The sequence below is a fragment of the Actinoplanes xinjiangensis genome, from assembly GCF_003148685.1.
GTDB classification, from domain to species: Bacteria; Actinomycetota; Actinomycetes; order Mycobacteriales; family Micromonosporaceae; genus Actinoplanes; species Actinoplanes xinjiangensis.
Genome location: NZ_QGGR01000003.1, coordinates 532,309 through 546,871, shown reverse-complemented (window position 1 = coordinate 546,871; position 14,563 = coordinate 532,309). Strand labels below are relative to the sequence as shown.

Here is a 14,563-nt window from a genome sequence, read left to right as displayed (position 1 = left end):
TCAGCGGTCCCGGTTGAGGTATGAGGAGAGGTTCGTCGTCTGACCGTCGTCGGGGGACCGGGAGACCAGGTTCGCCACCCGGGCGGCCAGGCTGGCGGCACGGGACGCCAGATCCGGCTCGGACTGCCGGGAGTCCAGCTCGGCGCGCAGGGCCTCCTCGGCGCGGAGCGCGTCGGCCTCCACGCCGGGCCGGTCGGAGTGGTCGCGCGGGCCGGAGACCGGCTCCTGATACTCCGCGTAGGAGGCCTCCTGGTAGGCCGGCTGCTGGTGAGCGGGCTCCCGGTAGGCGGATTCCTGGTAGGCCGACTCCTGGTATGCGGGCTCCGCGTAGGCCGGTTCGGCGTAGGCCGGTTCCGCGTACGAGGACTCCTCGTAGGTGGGCTCCTTCGCCTCCGGGGCGGGCACCGGGACCTCGCCGAGCAGCGTCACGGTCTGCCCCTTCCCGCCCAGGTGGTTGCTGAACTCCGGCCCGATGACCAGCCGGGACAGCATCCGCGCATGGACGGCCGGCACCCCGATGAGATCGGCGTTCTCCACCCGGAACCGGGCGATCGCCTGCCGCATCGTGTTGGCCAGATGATCCGCGGCGGTGATCCCGCTCAGCTCGCCGCCGGCGAAGACCAGAGCCGGGAAGGTACCCTCCGGCCCCTTGCAGACCAGCTGGATCTGGGTGACCGTGCCGTTGCGGCCGGTCTCCCGGTTTCCCGGCTGGACACGCAGGTGCTGAGGCCAGAGCCAGAACAACTCGCCACTACTGTGCGTGTCCTCACTGTCATGGACATACCGCACCCGGCGATCCGTGACGACGACGTCGGTCTCCTCCGGCAGGGTCCACCGGGGCAGCGAGGACGCCTCGTCGAACGCGTACTCCGCGACGGCGCAGCGGCCACGCCAGAGGATGCGCTCACCGCCGTCCAGCGGTCCGAGGTCCGTGCCCTTATGGGACAGGAAGTGCTGGTGGAACATGGTTGCCTTCCCCGTGCCTGCCGCGATCTCGTGAACAGCGGCCGCAACGATTACAACCGGGTACCGGCGGTGTCGCCAGTCACCGGGCGTGAATCACACCGGAACTCGCGAAATCGACACAGGACGGTGACCAGGGATACACCAACGGCCGACCCTGCGATTACTTACGGTTACCGAAGAGGCCTTCGGGCGGTAGGGGAGAGGGTACCGCCGTGGCGTCCGGAACGGGAGACGCTCCACCGCTGAAGCGATCCAGATCGGTCTCGACCCGCCCGGGGAACCAGTCACCGGCGGCCCGGCGGGACAATTCGGCGACCGGCGGAGGGGTACGCCCGGCGACCACCACCAGATTGCCGAAACGCCGCCCGCGCAGCACCGCCGAGTCCGCCACCAGACACGCCTCCGGCAGTGCGGCCCGGATCGTGGCCACCTGGGCGCGGGCGTACCGCAGCGGCGGGCCGTCGGCGACGTTCGCGATCAGCCGGCCCGCCGGGTCCAGCACCCGGGCCACCTGCTCGGCGAACTCGGCCGACGCCAGATGCGCCGGGGTGCGGGCGCCGGCGAACACGTCCAGGACCACCACGTCGTACCCGGCGTCGCGCATGCCCTCGACCGCGGCACGGGCGTCGGCGACGCGTACCCGGATGTTGGCGGCGGCCGGCAGCGGCAGCGCCTGCCGGACCAGTTCGACGAGCGGACCGTCGATCTCGACCACCCGCTGCGCCGAGCCGGGCCGGGTGACCGCGACATACCGCGGCAGGGTGAGCGCACCGCCGCCCAGATGCAGCACACGCAGCGGGCGGCCCGCCGGGGCCGCCAGGTCGATCGCGGCGGCCATCCGCCGTACGTACTCGAACTCCAGGTGGGTGGGGTCGGCGAGGTCGACGTGCGACTGCGGTGCCCCGTCGAGCAGCAGCGTCCAGGCGGTGTCGCGATCGGGGTCGGGAACCAGCTCCGCGACGCCCGAGGCGACCGTCTCCACCCGCCTCCGTGACGCCCTGCGCTGTGCCATCGGGCCAGTATCCAGGTAGCGAATCGGGAGCAGCGGCGCGGGAACGCACAAGTGACACCGGAAACTTCCGACGTTTATCCCCGTGAGTGCCCTCCCGCAGATGATGACGCGGCGCGGTGTGGTCGGCGGGATCGCCGCCGCCGGCGCCGCGGTCGCCCTGACCGCCGGCACGCCCGCCGCGGCCGCCGAGCCGTCCCCGGCCGGTCTCGTGCCCACCGACCCGCTGCTGCACCTGCTGCGCCGGGCCACCTACGGGCCGAGCCCGGCCTCGATCGCCGAGATCCGCAGGCTGGGTGCCGCGGCGTGGCTGGACCGGCAGCTCAACCCGGCGGCTATTCCCGACCCGGTGGCCGACGGCGTGGTCGCCCGGCTGCCGCTGGCCCGCCTCTCCATCGCCGAGATCCGCTCCCGGGTGTCCGCCGGGACGCTCAAGCAGTACAGCTGGGACCCGATGTGGCAGCTCGGCTGGGCCGCCATCGCCCGGGCGATCTGGAGCGAGCGGCAGCTCCTCGAGGTGATGACCGACTTCTGGAGCAACCACCTCAACGTGACGTGCCCGCAGGGTGACGTCTGGGACAGCCGGATCGACTACGACACGATGATCCGTCAGCACGCCCTCGGGACGTTCGCCGGTCTGCTCAAGGCCTCGGCCCGGCACCCGGCGATGCTGACGTACCTGGACAACCGGTTCTCCGGCAAGGACGCCCCGAACGAGAACTACGGGCGGGAGCTGCTGGAGCTGCACACCGTGGGGCTGGCCTACACCGAGGCGGACGTCAAGAACGCCGCCCGGCTGCTCACCGGCCTGACGGTGGACAACGGCACCGGGAAGTACCGGTACGACGCGGCGAGACACGCCACCGGCGCGATCCGGGTGCTGGCGTTCCAGCACGCCAACGCCACCACGGCCGGTGGTGAGGCGGCCGCCCTGGAGCTGCTCGACTACCTGGCCATGCACCAGGCGACGGCCCGCCGGATCGTCACCAAGCTGTGCGTGCGGTTCGTCGCCGACGAGCCGCCGGCGTCGCTGATCACCACGCTGATCAAGGTCTATCTGGACAACCGGACGGCGATCGTGCCGGTGCTGCGGGCGCTGTTCACCTCCGCGGAGTTCGCCGCCTCGATCGGGGCCAAGACCCGCACCCCGCTCGAGGACCTGGCCGCGACGGTGCGCACGCTGGGCTACGGGCCGGCGGCCACCGGGACGAAGTTTCTGGAGAGCCTGTACTGGATGGCGCGCGACGCCGGGCAGGCCCCGCTGTTCTGGGGGCCGCCGAACGGCTACCCGGATGTGGCGGCCGCCTGGGCCTCGCCGTCCGGACTGCTGGTGCGGTGGAACTTCCACCTGTCCATCGCGGCCGGATGGTGGCCGGAGACGCTGGTCCGGCCGGCGAACCTGCTGACCGGGATGGTGGGGGCGCTGCCCGCCACGTACGGCGCGCTGATCGAGAGGACCGCGACCCGGCTGCTCGGGGTCGTGCCGCCCGCCGCGCAGACCGCCGCGCTGGCCCAGTTCTACGGCAAGACCCCGGCGTCGCCGCTCAAGGTGAACGACCCGGCGGCCGGCTGGATGTATCCGTATCTGATGGGGATGCTGCTGAACTCCCCGTCCTTCGCGTTGAGGTGATCATGACGGAGTTGTGTGGCTGTGCGGACAACCAGCGAACCCTGCTGAAGCGGCGGAGTGTGCTGGCCGGCGCCCTGGCCGGGCTGGCCGGTGCGACCCTCGACACGAGTCTCGCGTTCGCCGCCGATCCGGCGTATGCCGGGGATGTCCTCGTGCTGCTGTCACTGCGAGGTGGCTTCGACGGGCTGTCCGCCGTGGTTCCGGCGGGCGACGCCGCCTATTACGCGGCCCGGCCCTCGATCGCCGTACCGAAAACGCAATTGATCGGGGGTGGATCCTTCTTCGGTCTGCATCCGGCGCTGTCGCCGCTGCTGCCGTATTGGACCGGCGGCCAGTTGGCCGCGATCCAGGCGGTGGGGCAGCCGGCGCCGAACCGGTCGCATTTCTCGGCCATGGAGGATCTGGAACGGGCCGCGCCCGGCACCTCGATCCGCACCGGCTGGCTGAACCGGATGCTCGGTCTCACCGGCTCCACCGATCCGATGCGGGCGGTCGCGATGGGCACCGCGATGCCGGCCCGGGTGCTCGCCGGTCCGGCGCCCTACCTGGGCATCACCTCGATCGACAAGACGGTGCTCACCGGTGAGCAGGCCGGCCGGCCGATCGCGGCGACGATGGCGAAGATCTACGAGAGCGCGCCGGCCGCGCTCCGGCAGACCGCCGGGCAGTTGAACGGCGCGCTCCAGAAGACCGCGCAGATGCGGGCCGCCGGATACCAGCCGGCCAACGGGGCGGTCTATCCGGGCACCGATCTGGGCGCCGCGCTGCGGGACGTGGCCCGGCTGATCAAATCGGGGACCGGGCTGATGAGCGCGACCGTCGACTCCGGCGACTGGGACATGCACGAGAACCTGGGCCCGGCGGTCGCCGGCCGGCGGATGTTCGACCAGCTCAAGGCGCTCGCCTCGGCGCTCGCCGCCTTCGCCGCCGACCTCGGCCCGGACGGGCTGCGCCGGGTCACGCTGATCACCATCAGCGAGTTCGGCCGGCGGGTCACGCAGAACGGCTCCGGCGGGCTGGACCACGGTTACGGCAACGCCATGTTCGTGCTCGGCGGTGCGGTCAAGGGCGGCAAGGTGTACGGACGATGGCCCGGCCTGGCCACGGCGCAGCTGCGTGACGGCGACCTGGCCGTGACCACCGACTACCGGGCGGTGATCGGGGAGATCCTGCGCGCCCGCTGTGGCGTCGGCGATCTGGCGGGCGTCTTCCCGGGGGTGACCGCGTCGAGCCTGGGAATCGTCACCGCACGCTGAAAGCGGCGATATTCCGTCAAAACAGGTATAAGTCACGAACGGTGCGTTCCACACTGACTCTCATGTCCAGCAACTCGCTTGCCGAGGTCATCGGCGCACAGCGGCAGCCCCCGCGGGTCGACCCGGCCGGCCCGCCCCTGCGGATCCGGCGCCACACGTCCGACGAGGGCGCGCCGTTCTGGCGGTGGGACTGCTCCGGCTGTGGCGAGTACGGCGGCGGGCGGCACCACGAGGACGCGGTGACCCGGGCGTTGCGGCACTGCCACGAGCACCCGGATCACCGCTCCTCACTGCTGCCCCCGGCGCGCTGCCGGGAACCGCACACCTACCTGCCGTTGCACCCGATGCTCTACGCGCTGGACGACGACCCGCCGCCGGCACCGCTGGCGATCTGATCCGGTCCCGCCGCTCCCGGGTGCCGCCCGGGCAGCGGTTGCGGCCGGTTGCCGAGGATCCCGGCGACCTTGCGGAACAGCGGATCGGCCACCACCTCGGTCAGGTCCCGGCCGAGCGGGATGCGCCAGTTCGGGTACTCGTCGAAGGTGCCCGGCAGATTCGGCTGGCGACGCTCCAGCAGGACGTCGTGCAGGGACGCGGTCACCAGCCGGCACGGGGTGCCGGCCAGGAACTCGTGCATCGCCACCACCACGTCCTCGTCGGCGGGATCGGCGCCGATGAGGCCTTCCGCGCGCAGCCGCTCCAGCAGCAGCGCCCGGTCCGCCCGCCAGGACTCCCGCTCCTGCTCCACCGGCCCGGCCAGCTGGCCCAGCGCGGCGCGCACCTCGACCTGCTCCCCGGCCAGGAACCCGGCCGCGGTCGGCAGGTCATGGGTGGAGACACTGGCCAGCGCGTTGCGCGGATAGCCGGCCGACGGACGGTAGCCGCCCTCGTCGTCCCGGGTGAACCAGAGCACCGCCGAACCCAGCATGTTGGTCCGTTGCAGGCCCTCGGTCACCACCGGCATCACCGTGCCCAGGTCCTCGCCGATCACCACGGCCCCGGCCCGGTACGCCTCCAGCGCCAGGATCCCCAGCATCGCCTCCGGGTCGTAGTGGACGTACGTCCCGTTCGCCGGCCCCAGCCCGGCCGGCACCCACCACAGTCGCCAGAGCCCGGCCACGTGGTCGACGCGCAGCCCCCGGGCGTACCGGAAGATCCGGCGCAGCATGTCCCGGTACGCGGCGTAGCCCGTCTCGATCAACCGGTCCGGTCGCCACGCCACGCCACCCCACTCCTGGCCCAGCTGGTTGAAGGCGTCCGGCGGTGCCCCGGTGCGCGCCTCCATCGCCAGCACGTCCTGGAGCAGCCACCCGTCGGCGCCGGACGGTTCCACGGCCACCGCCAGGTCGTACACGATCCCCACCGGCAGACCACCGGGGTCGGCGGCCTGGAACTGCTCCTCCAGCAGCCCCTGGATCCAGACGTGGAAGGCGATCCGGTCGGAGTCCATCGCCCGCACCGCCGGGCTGTCGGGGCGGCGCACCTCGGACGGCCACTGCCGCCAGTCCGGCCCGTGCTCCTCGGCGAGCACGCAGAACCGTGCGAAGTCGGTCAGCCCCGGATCCCGCTCCAGGTCCACCGGCGCGGCCAGCGGCCAGAGCAGCTCGAGTGCCGCCAGTTTGGCCCGGAACACCGCGTTGTAGTCGATCAGGCCGTCGGCGGCCGGCGCGGGCCGCAGGGCGTCCACCCTGTCCCGGAGCTCGGACGAGGCCCCCCGGTACTCCGCGGTGTCGGTCACCCGCAGATAGAGCAGATTGGCGAAGCGGCGGCTGGACGGCGAGTACGGCGACGCCGGCACCGGCGCCACCGGAGTGATCGCGTGCAACGGGTTCAGCACCACCAGGCCGGCCCCCGCCGACCCGGACACGAAGTCGCGCAGGTCGCCGAGATCACCCATGCCCCACGAACCGGCCGAATGCAGGGTGTAGAGCTGCAGCATCCAGCCCCAGGTGTCCGGCGGCTCGGGCAGCTGCTCCGGGACCACGACCAGGGTGACCTCCTGGTCCCCGCGCCGCAGCCGGTGCCAGCCGAGCGGCAGATCCGGCGGAAGCCGGTCCAGCCGCCGGACCGTGCCGTCCTCCAGCGTGACCTCGGCCGGGCCCGGCAGCGCCCGCCCGCTCCCGGCCCGCACCACGATCGTCCCGGGCAGCCGGTCACCACTGTCCCGGCGGCGGGCCTCGGCCAGCGACGCCCGGACCGCCGCCGGGGTGCTCGCGTCGACGCCGAGCATGCCGAGCACCCCGATCACCGACTCGGCCGCCACCTCGGTCTCCTGGCGTTGCCAGTTCTCATACCGTGTGGCCACTCCGTGCGCGTCGGCCAGGGCCACCAGATCCGCGTCCATGCCTCTCCCATCCCGTTGGTACACGATGCTCTACCCATTGCGTACATCGGTCAGCATGGGGCACATGGGTGACATGGCTCGAAGACTTCGAATGTGGTTCACCACGGCCCTGGTGGGCCTGACTCTCGGCGTGCTCGTCCCGGCGCAGGCCTGGGCGGCGGACAACGGCACTGCTCAACTGGTCGTCGAGGCGGCCCGCAAATCCCGGCGGGGCGGATTCGGCTTCGGCACCATCGGGCTCGTCTGCTGCCTCGGTGTGATCGCGATCATCGTGATCGTCCTGGTGCTGATTTCCCGGAAGCGCAGGCGTCGCTGAGGCCGTCAGGCCTAGCGTTGACGCATGCGATCGGTGGTGCTGGGCGGCGGGATCGCTGCGGTGCTGTGCGTGCCTCTGGCCGTCTCGGTGGCGGCCGGCGCCTCCTCGTCCGACGTGGTGCTCACCGGCGATCGTCCGGTGCTGGCGTCGGCCACGGAGAGCATCGCGTGGCCCGCCTCCGGCGCCACCGACACCGATTCCGGCACGCGGTGGTCCAGCGGCGCGGCCGGGCCCGGCACCCAGTGGGTGCAGATCGATCTGGGTACGGCCCAGGAGGTCCGCCGGGTCCGCCTGCACTGGGCCAGGGCGTACGCGAAGGCGTACCGCCTCCAGGTGTCCGACGACGGCGCGACATGGCGTGACCTGTACCGCACGTCCACCGGCGACGGTGAGGTCGACGACGTCCGCGGTCTCTCCGCGACGGCCCGTCACCTGCGCGTGCTGGCCACCCAGCGGGGCACCCCGGAGGGTTACTCGCTGTGGGAGGTCCGGGCGTACGGGCCGGGCCGCGCCGCACCCGCCGCCCCGTCGGCCGCCACCGCCGAGGTTCCGCCGGTCGCCGGTGGCCTGAACACCGCCGCCAAGAAGGAGATCGCGCTCAAAATCGTCTCCAGCGCCGAGAACTCGAGCGTGGAGTGGCGGTCGGAGTACGGCTACATCGAGGATCTGCGCGACGGCCGCGGTTACACGGCCGGGATCGTCGGGTTCGGCTCGGGCACCTCGGACATGCTCGCCGTGGTCACCGATTACACCCGCCGCAAGCCCGGCAACGTGCTGGCCGGCTATCTCCCGGCACTGCGGGCCGTGGACGGCACCGACTCGCACGACGGCCTCGACCCGGGCTTCCCGGGCGCCTGGCGGGCGGCGGCCGGCGACCCGGTGTTCCGCAAGGTCCAGGAGGACGCCCGGGACCGGATGTACTTCCTCCCGGCGGTGCGCCTGGCCGAGGCCGACGGGCTGCGCGCTCTCGGCCAGCTCGCCTATTACGACGCGGCCCTCATGCACGGCATCTCCAGGCTGCGGTCGATCCGCGAGCGGGTGGTGGCGCGGCAGCGGACGCCGGTGCAGGGCGGCGACGAGATCGCGTTCCTGGCGGCCTTCCTGGACGCACGGGCGGCCGAGATGCGCACCGGGGCGGCACACAGCGACACCAGCCGCGTCGACACCGCGCAGCGGGCCCTTCTGAACGCCGGCAATCTGGACCTGGTCACGCCGCTGACCTGGGAGGTCCACGGCGACCGGTACACCGTGACGGGCTGATCAGGCCTTTCCGAACAGCGCCGGCACCAGGTCCGGCTGCCAGCCGGGCAGGGACGTGTGCGCCTCGCGGACCCGGTAGACCACCTTCCGGTACTCGACGAGCTGACCGGCCCGGTAGGCGGTGAACGCCTTCCACTTCGCCGCGTCCACCTGCACCGGCGTCCGGACCGTCACCCAGTCGACCAGCATGCCGTTCGAGTAGTACCCGCCGGAGGCCAGGTTGAGGACGAACATCAGCGGCTCACCCTTCTCCGCCCGGGTGAACCGCAGCACCTTGCGGCCGTCGAGCGACCAGGTCAGCGTCGTCGGCGTCCAGTCGATCGTGTAGGTGTGGAAGTCGTCGCCGTCCACCCGGTCCGAGTCCAGGGTCTCCACCGAGCCGGCCGGCACCCGGCCCTCGTCGTCGAGCACACCGAGCGCCCGCCAGGCACCGTCGCGTCGCCAGACCTTGATCCGGGCCTCGGCACGGCCGTACGCCTGGGGGAAGGTCTCCCCGGTGCGCAGCACCGAGTGCAGCGCCAGCCGGCCCTCACCGTCCAGCGCCGCGACGCTCCGGCGACCGTCGGCGGCCGCCCAGACGTCGCCGTCCGGCCGGTCGCCGCGGTCCCCGGAGAAGCCGTCACTGAGCAAGGTCCGGTTCACGGTCGCCGCCTCAGCCGCGTCACCGTGACCGGTCACGCCCGTCGCCGCCAGCGAACCGGCGACCATCACCACGGCCGCCGTCAGAGCGCGCCCTCTCATGACTCTCCCCATCCCGCACCTCAGGTGGGCACTGTGCTGAACTGGGAGCGCTACCGGCAAGGGTTTTTACGCGACTGTGACCGGACGTCCCGGTCAGCGGTAGTCCGGAGAGTTGGTCTCGTGCATCGCCAGTTCCTCGGCGCTGGCGCCGCCACCGGCCGCGCCCGCGTCGTAGGCGACACTGTCGGGCTCCTCGTCCCAGCCCGAGCCCTCATCCGGGGCGACCAGACGGCCCACCGGGCGCGGCGAGTCGCCGTCGAGCTGGCCGTCGTCGTAGAGCGACACCTGCGACGACGGGTCGGAGGTCGGCCCCGGCTCCCACACGTCCCGGTCGAACTCGCGCTGCGCCGAGTCGTCCACCGTCTCGTCGATCGGGTCCCGGCCCTCCCGGTCCGCAGGTTCCGCACCGAAGTCCGGCTCCTCCTGCCGCAGCCGCCGGTCCAGTGACTCGCCGTGCAGCTGCTCCTCGGCGGTCTCGCCGAACCGGTTCGACCCGCCCGGGCCCACCCCGGCGAGCGCCGCCGGATCGGGGCCGTCCGCCCATCGAGGGCTGTTCACCTCGTCGTACGCGGTGGAATCGTCGTCAGCGGTGTCCGGCAGCCCCGACGCTTCCGGATCGGTGACCTCAGCCGGGTAGTCGTTGTCTCGCATGACCGCCTGACTACCCACGAGTGGGGGCGATCATGCCGCGACATCCTTGTCCATCGCGCCCAGCCGCGCCCAGATGATCTTGCCGCCGGCCAGCACCAGATGACCCCAGCGCTCCGAGAGCGCGTCGATGAGAAGCAGGCCCCGGCCCCCGTACGCGGTCGGGGCCACCGGGCCGCCGAAGCGGGGCGCCGTCGCCGAGAAATCCCGGACCGCCACGCTCACCGTGTCGCCGTGCAGCGCCAGCAGCAGGCTCATCGGGGTGCCGGCATGCGACACCACGTTGTTGACCATCTCGGTGGCCACGATGCACGCGTTGCCGGCCAGATCCGGCCGGTCCCACCGCGCGCACGCCTCGGTGATCACCTCACGGCAGAGCCGGGCCGCACCGACCACCGGCTCCAGCTCCGCGACGACCCGATGGCCCACCGGGCCGGGGGCGCCGAGCGAGGCGAAGGCGCCCGGCGCGTCCGGCCAGACCGGCCAGCCGGTGGGCTCCCAGGCGGCGGCGTCCGGTGAGCCGCACAGCGCGAGATGGCTCCCCGGCCAGTCCCTGGTCTCGGCCAGCACGTCGCGCAGCACGCCGAGCGCGTCGGCCTCGATGACCCGCAGCTCGCCGATGTCGACCACCAGCGCCTCCGGCTGGGCCGCGAGCACGTCGAGAAGCGCCGACCGGACGGGCGTGGTCGTGGCGCCGTCGAGCACCCCGGACAACCGGACCAGAGGGTAGGCCTGGCCGCGGTCCACGTGGTGACGAACCTCGCTCGGCATGATCGCTCCATTGTGCATAACCCGCGGACGGTGCGCATTTCGAGAGCGCTGGTCTGTGCGGGATACCCCCGTACCGGGGTGGTCATGCCGGAACGGGCGGTTCTCAGGCGCGACGGGCCAGCGCGGTCAGCACGCTCTCGTGCAGCAGCCCGTTGGTGCCGATGACGGAACTGTTGTCCGCGGTCGGCCGCCCGTCCAGATCGGTGATCCGGCCGCCCGCCTCGGTGACGATCGGGATCAGCGCGGCCATGTCCCACAGCGACAGCTCCGGTTCGGCCATCGCGTCCAGCGCACCCTCGGCCAGCAGCATGTAGCCGTAGAAGTCGCCGTACGCCCGGCTGCGCCAGACACCGAGCAGGATGTCCATCATCTGGTCGAGGCGGCCGTTGTCGGCCCAGCCGTTCAGGCTCGCGTAGCAGAAACTCGCGTCGGTCAGCTTGTGCACCGACGACACCCTGATCCGGGACGCCGAGTGCTGGTTCCTCCCGGCGAACGCGCCCAGCCCGCGCCCGGCCCACCAGCGGCGGCCCAGCGCCGGCGCGGACACCAGGCCGGCGACCGGGGTGTCGCCCTCCATCAGCGCGATCAGGGTGGCCCAGATCGGCACGCCGCGCACGAAGTTCTTGGTGCCGTCGATCGGGTCGATCACCCAGTACCGGTTACCGGGCCCGGCTGTCGCGGCGGTCCGGCCGAACTCCTCGCCGAGCACCCCGTCGCGCGGCCGGGCCCGGGCCAGGGTCGCCCGGATCGCCTTCTCCACCGCGGTGTCGGCGTCGGACACCGGCGTCAGATCGGGCTTCTCCTCGACCTTCAGGTCCAGGGCCCGGAACCGGGCCATCGAGATGGCGTCGGCCGAGTCGGCGAGGACGTGGGCAAGCGCAAGATCATCGGCATATCCGGCCATGCCAGAAAGCTAGTCCATCGACCCGGCGCGGGCGCGCCGGGTTTCCCGGGTTTCCCGTCTTCCAGGATCAGGCTTCGCCTGCGGCGTGCTCCTGCCCCTCGCCCTCGGCGGCCCGGTCGCTTTCGCTGGTTCCGTCGCCCTCTCCGGTTCGGTCGCTTTCGCTGGTTCGACCGCCCTCGCCGGCCCGGTCGCCCTCGCCGGTTCGGTCGCCCTCTCCGGCGCGGGAGGACAGCAGGCGGCGGTACGACGCCAGACGGCGCTCGTCGGCCTTCCCCTCGGCCACCCAGGCGTCCAGCCGGCAGTCGCCGTCCGCGGCCGTGTGCCCGCAGTTCGGCTGATCCTCCAGCGTCCCCTCGACCAGGTCGGGGAACCCGTGCAGCAGGCTCTCCGCGCTCACGTGCGCCAGCCCGAAACTCCGGATCCCCGGGGTGTCGATGATCCAGCCCGGGTCCTTGCGGGACTTCCCGACCGGCGGCAGCCGCAACGCCACCGCGCTGGTCGACGTATGCCGTCCCTTGCCGATCGCGCTGACCACGCCGACCGCCCGCAGCGCATCCGGGACCAGGCGGTTGACGAGCGTCGACTTGCCCACGCCGGAGTGGCCGACCATGACCGACAGGCGCCCGGCGAGGCGGCTGCGCAACTCCTCCAGGTCACTGCCCGGCCGCACCAGCACATGCGGCAGATCCAGCTCGGCGTAGTAGCCCAGCACCTGTTCCGGGCCGGCCAGATCCGCCTTCGTCAGGCAGAGCAACGGCTCGATGCCCGCGTCGTACGCCGCCACCAGGCACCGGTCGATGAACCCGGTCCGCGGCGGCGGGTCGGACAGCGCGCTCACGATCACCAGTTGGTCGGCGTTGGCGACCACCACCCGCTCGAGGCGGCCCTCGGGGGTGGTGTCGTCGTCGTCCGCGGTGCGGCGCAGCACCGACGTCCGCTCGCTGATCCGGACGATCCGGGCCAGGGTGCCCGCCGCGCCGGACGAGTCACCGACGAGCGCCACCCGGTCGCCCACCACCACCGACTTGCGGCCCAGTTCCCGGGCCCGCATCGCGGTGATCACGTCGAGGCCGCCGGTGTCCTCGCGGACACAGCCGTACCGGCCCCGGTCGACGGTGATGACCAGGGCATCGACGGCGTCGTCGTGCTTCGGCCGGGTTCGGGTACGCGGTCGTGACGACTTACCGGGCCGGACCCGTACGTCGTCCTCGTCGTACTCCCGTTTACGCGCTGGCAGTGTCAGCTCCTGTTCCGAAAGGGATGGCCGGGCCGCGGCGTGGCCCGGCCGCCGCCCGCGGCGCACACCCGGACGACACCTGGACCCCGCCTCACTCCTGCCCACCTGGGTGGGACGGGAGCCGACTCCCCGCCACGAGTCCCGCCCAGAGTTCGGGGAACTCGGGCAACGTCTTCGACGTACAACCTACGTCGGTGAGGGTCACCCCCGGCACGGCGAGTCCGATGACCGCGGCGGCATGCGCCATCCGATGGTCGGCGTAGGTCTCGAAACCCGCCCCGCGCAACGGCCCCGGCTCGATCCGCAACCCGTCGGGGAACTCGGTCACCCCGGCACCGACCTTGCCCAGCTCGGTGGCGAGCGCCGTGATCCGGTCGGTCTCGTGGCCCCGGATGTGCTCCACCCCGCGCAGCTCGGACGGGCCCTCGGCGAGCGCGGCCAGCGCCGACACCACCGGGGTCAGCTCGCCCACCTCGGAGAGGTCCGCGGTGATGCCGCGCAGCGTGCCGGTGCCCCGCACGGTCAGACCCTCGGTGGTGCGGGTGACCTCGGCGCCCAGCGAACGGAAGATCTCCACGGCCTGGTCGACCGGCTGCCAGCTGTCGGCCGGCCAGCCCGCCAGGGTGACCGCGCCACCGGTGACCGCGGCCGCCGCGAAGAACGGTGCCGCCCCGGACAGGTCGGGCTCGATCGTCCAGGTCCGGCCGCTCAGCGGGCCCCGCTCGACGGTCCACACGTCGGCCACACTGTCGTCGACGACGGCTCCGGCCGCCCGCAGCATATGCGTCGTCATCCGCAGGTGCGGGGCGCTCGGCACCGGCGGGCCCTCGTGCCGCAGGGTCAGGCCCTTGGCGAACCGGGCCGCCGACAGCAGCAGGCCGGAGACGAACTGGCTGGACGCCGACGCGTCGATCACCGCCTCGCCGCCCTCGACCACGCCGGAGCCGTGCACGGTCAGCGGCAGGCCGTCGATCGGGGAGGCGTCGACCGTCACGCCGAGTGCCCGCAGCGCCGCGACGATCGGGCGCAGCGGCCGTTTCCGCATGTGCGGGTCGCCGTCGAACTCGACCGGGCCCTCGGCGAGCGCGGCCGCCGGTGGCAGGAACCGGGTGATCGTGCCGGCCAGCCCCACGTCGATCCGGGCCGGGCCGCGCAGCGGTCCGGGTGTCACCAGCCAGCGGGCGTCGTCGGTGACGTCCACCTCGACACCGAGCGCGCGCAGGCCGGCCGCCATCAGCACGGTGTCCCGGGCCCGCAGCGGAGCCTCGATCACCGAGGGGCCGTCGGCCAGGGCGGCCAGGATCAGGGCGCGGGCGGTCATCGACTTCGAGCCCGGCAGCCGCACGGTCGCCGTGACCGGACCGGTGGCGGACGGGGCGAGCCAAGGGCGGGGTTCAGCAGTCACGCCCGCCATTCTGCCGTCGCCCTCCGACATTTCCGTCCCGCGTTCCCGTCCCGCGAGACATTTCCGGCGCCGTACC

Annotated in this window: 14 protein-coding genes; 5 read left to right on the top strand and 9 right to left on the bottom strand. The window is 72.6% G+C overall.

What is annotated here, in order from left to right:
- Both BC793_RS09355 and BC793_RS09350 read right to left on the bottom strand, forming a co-directional pair.
- A complete protein-coding gene (locus BC793_RS09355; RefSeq protein WP_109591278.1) occupies positions 1 to 966 on the bottom strand; it encodes a translation initiation factor 2 in 966 nt (321 codons plus the stop codon).
- Between the two features lie 160 nt (positions 967 to 1,126).
- A complete protein-coding gene (locus BC793_RS09350; RefSeq protein WP_109591276.1) occupies positions 1,127 to 1,978 on the bottom strand; it encodes a spermidine synthase in 852 nt (283 codons plus the stop codon).
- An 82-nt stretch (positions 1,979 to 2,060) separates the two neighbouring features.
- Here BC793_RS09350 and BC793_RS09345 point away from each other — a divergent pair, with 82 nt between their 5' ends.
- From BC793_RS09345 to BC793_RS09335, 3 genes are all read left to right on the top strand, one after another.
- Complete coding sequence (locus tag BC793_RS09345; protein WP_239169727.1) at positions 2,061 to 3,605, top strand: DUF1800 domain-containing protein; 1,545 nt, start codon at positions 2,061 to 2,063, stop codon at positions 3,603 to 3,605.
- Positions 3,606 to 3,607: 2 nt separating this feature from the next.
- A complete protein-coding gene (locus BC793_RS09340; protein WP_109591504.1) occupies positions 3,608 to 4,861 on the top strand; it encodes a DUF1501 domain-containing protein in 1,254 nt (417 codons plus the stop codon).
- A gap of 62 nt (positions 4,862 to 4,923) precedes the next feature.
- Positions 4,924 to 5,256 carry a hypothetical protein gene (locus BC793_RS09335; RefSeq protein WP_109591272.1) on the top strand — a complete coding sequence of 111 codons (333 nt, stop codon included), beginning with the start codon at positions 4,924 to 4,926 and terminating at the stop codon, positions 5,254 to 5,256.
- Here the strand turns inward: BC793_RS09335 and malQ are convergent.
- Positions 5,211 to 7,109 (bottom strand): 4-alpha-glucanotransferase, encoded by a 1,899-nt coding sequence (gene malQ / locus BC793_RS09330; RefSeq protein WP_373871191.1) that lies wholly within the window; start codon positions 7,107 to 7,109, stop codon positions 5,211 to 5,213. The two genes, BC793_RS09335 and malQ, sit on opposite strands and share 46 nt — an antisense overlap.
- A 187-nt stretch (positions 7,110 to 7,296) precedes the next feature.
- On the opposite strand from malQ, the gene BC793_RS09325 reads away from it, so the two are divergent.
- Both BC793_RS09325 and BC793_RS52240 read left to right on the top strand, forming a co-directional pair.
- Positions 7,297 to 7,521, top strand: a complete 225-nt coding sequence (locus BC793_RS09325; RefSeq protein WP_239169726.1) for a hypothetical protein — start codon at positions 7,297 to 7,299, stop codon at positions 7,519 to 7,521.
- Between the two features lie 24 nt (positions 7,522 to 7,545).
- On the top strand, positions 7,546 to 8,781 hold the full coding sequence (locus tag BC793_RS52240; RefSeq protein WP_109591268.1) for a chitosanase: 1,236 nt from the start codon (positions 7,546 to 7,548) through the stop codon (positions 8,779 to 8,781).
- On the opposite strand, the gene BC793_RS09315 is transcribed toward BC793_RS52240, so the two are convergent.
- The 6 genes from BC793_RS09315 to aroA all read right to left on the bottom strand — a co-directional run bounded on the left by BC793_RS09315 (position 8,782) and on the right by aroA (position 14,496).
- Positions 8,782 to 9,522: a carbohydrate-binding protein gene (locus tag BC793_RS09315; protein WP_158319212.1), complete on the bottom strand. Its 741-nt coding sequence runs from the start codon at positions 9,520 to 9,522 to the stop codon at positions 8,782 to 8,784.
- Between the two features lie 93 nt (positions 9,523 to 9,615).
- On the bottom strand, positions 9,616 to 10,173 hold the full coding sequence (locus tag BC793_RS09310; protein ID WP_109591265.1) for a DUF5709 domain-containing protein: 558 nt from the start codon (positions 10,171 to 10,173) through the stop codon (positions 9,616 to 9,618).
- A 30-nt stretch (positions 10,174 to 10,203) separates the two neighbouring features.
- Entirely contained in the window at positions 10,204 to 10,941 is a 738-nt protein-coding gene (locus BC793_RS09305; RefSeq protein WP_239169725.1) for an ATP-binding protein, read from the bottom strand.
- Between the two features lie 103 nt (positions 10,942 to 11,044).
- Entirely contained in the window at positions 11,045 to 11,845 is an 801-nt protein-coding gene (hisN, locus tag BC793_RS09300) for a histidinol-phosphatase (RefSeq protein WP_109591261.1), read from the bottom strand.
- Between the two features lie 67 nt (positions 11,846 to 11,912).
- On the bottom strand, positions 11,913 to 13,082 hold the full coding sequence (rsgA, locus tag BC793_RS09295; protein ID WP_239169741.1) for a ribosome small subunit-dependent GTPase A: 1,170 nt from the start codon (positions 13,080 to 13,082) through the stop codon (positions 11,913 to 11,915).
- A gap of 91 nt (positions 13,083 to 13,173) precedes the next feature.
- A complete protein-coding gene (gene aroA, locus BC793_RS09290; RefSeq protein WP_109591500.1) occupies positions 13,174 to 14,496 on the bottom strand; it encodes a 3-phosphoshikimate 1-carboxyvinyltransferase in 1,323 nt (440 codons plus the stop codon).
- Between the last annotated feature and the right edge of the window lie 67 nt (positions 14,497 to 14,563).

What these genes read in the sequence shown, in the direction of transcription:
- BC793_RS09355 (WP_109591278.1), bottom strand. Translation starts at nt 966, where the DNA reads ATGTTCCACCAGCACTTCCTGTCCCATAAGGGCACGGACCTCGGACCG.
- BC793_RS09350 (WP_109591276.1), bottom strand. Translation starts at nt 1,978, where the DNA reads ATGGCACAGCGCAGGGCGTCACGGAGGCGGGTGGAGACGGTCGCCTCG.
- BC793_RS09340 (WP_109591504.1), top strand. Translation starts at nt 3,608, where the DNA reads ATGACGGAGTTGTGTGGCTGTGCGGACAACCAGCGAACCCTGCTGAAG.
- BC793_RS09335 (WP_109591272.1), top strand. Translation starts at nt 4,924, where the DNA reads ATGTCCAGCAACTCGCTTGCCGAGGTCATCGGCGCACAGCGGCAGCCC.
- BC793_RS09325 (WP_239169726.1), top strand. Translation starts at nt 7,297, where the DNA reads ATGTGGTTCACCACGGCCCTGGTGGGCCTGACTCTCGGCGTGCTCGTC.
- BC793_RS52240 (WP_109591268.1), top strand. Translation starts at nt 7,546, where the DNA reads ATGCGATCGGTGGTGCTGGGCGGCGGGATCGCTGCGGTGCTGTGCGTG.
- BC793_RS09315 (WP_158319212.1), bottom strand. Translation starts at nt 9,522, where the DNA reads ATGAGAGGGCGCGCTCTGACGGCGGCCGTGGTGATGGTCGCCGGTTCG.
- BC793_RS09310 (WP_109591265.1), bottom strand. Translation starts at nt 10,173, where the DNA reads ATGCGAGACAACGACTACCCGGCTGAGGTCACCGATCCGGAAGCGTCG.
- BC793_RS09305 (WP_239169725.1), bottom strand. Translation starts at nt 10,941, where the DNA reads ATGCCGAGCGAGGTTCGTCACCACGTGGACCGCGGCCAGGCCTACCCT.
- hisN (WP_109591261.1), bottom strand. Translation starts at nt 11,845, where the DNA reads ATGGCCGGATATGCCGATGATCTTGCGCTTGCCCACGTCCTCGCCGAC.
- aroA (WP_109591500.1), bottom strand. Translation starts at nt 14,496, where the DNA reads ATGGCGGGCGTGACTGCTGAACCCCGCCCTTGGCTCGCCCCGTCCGCC.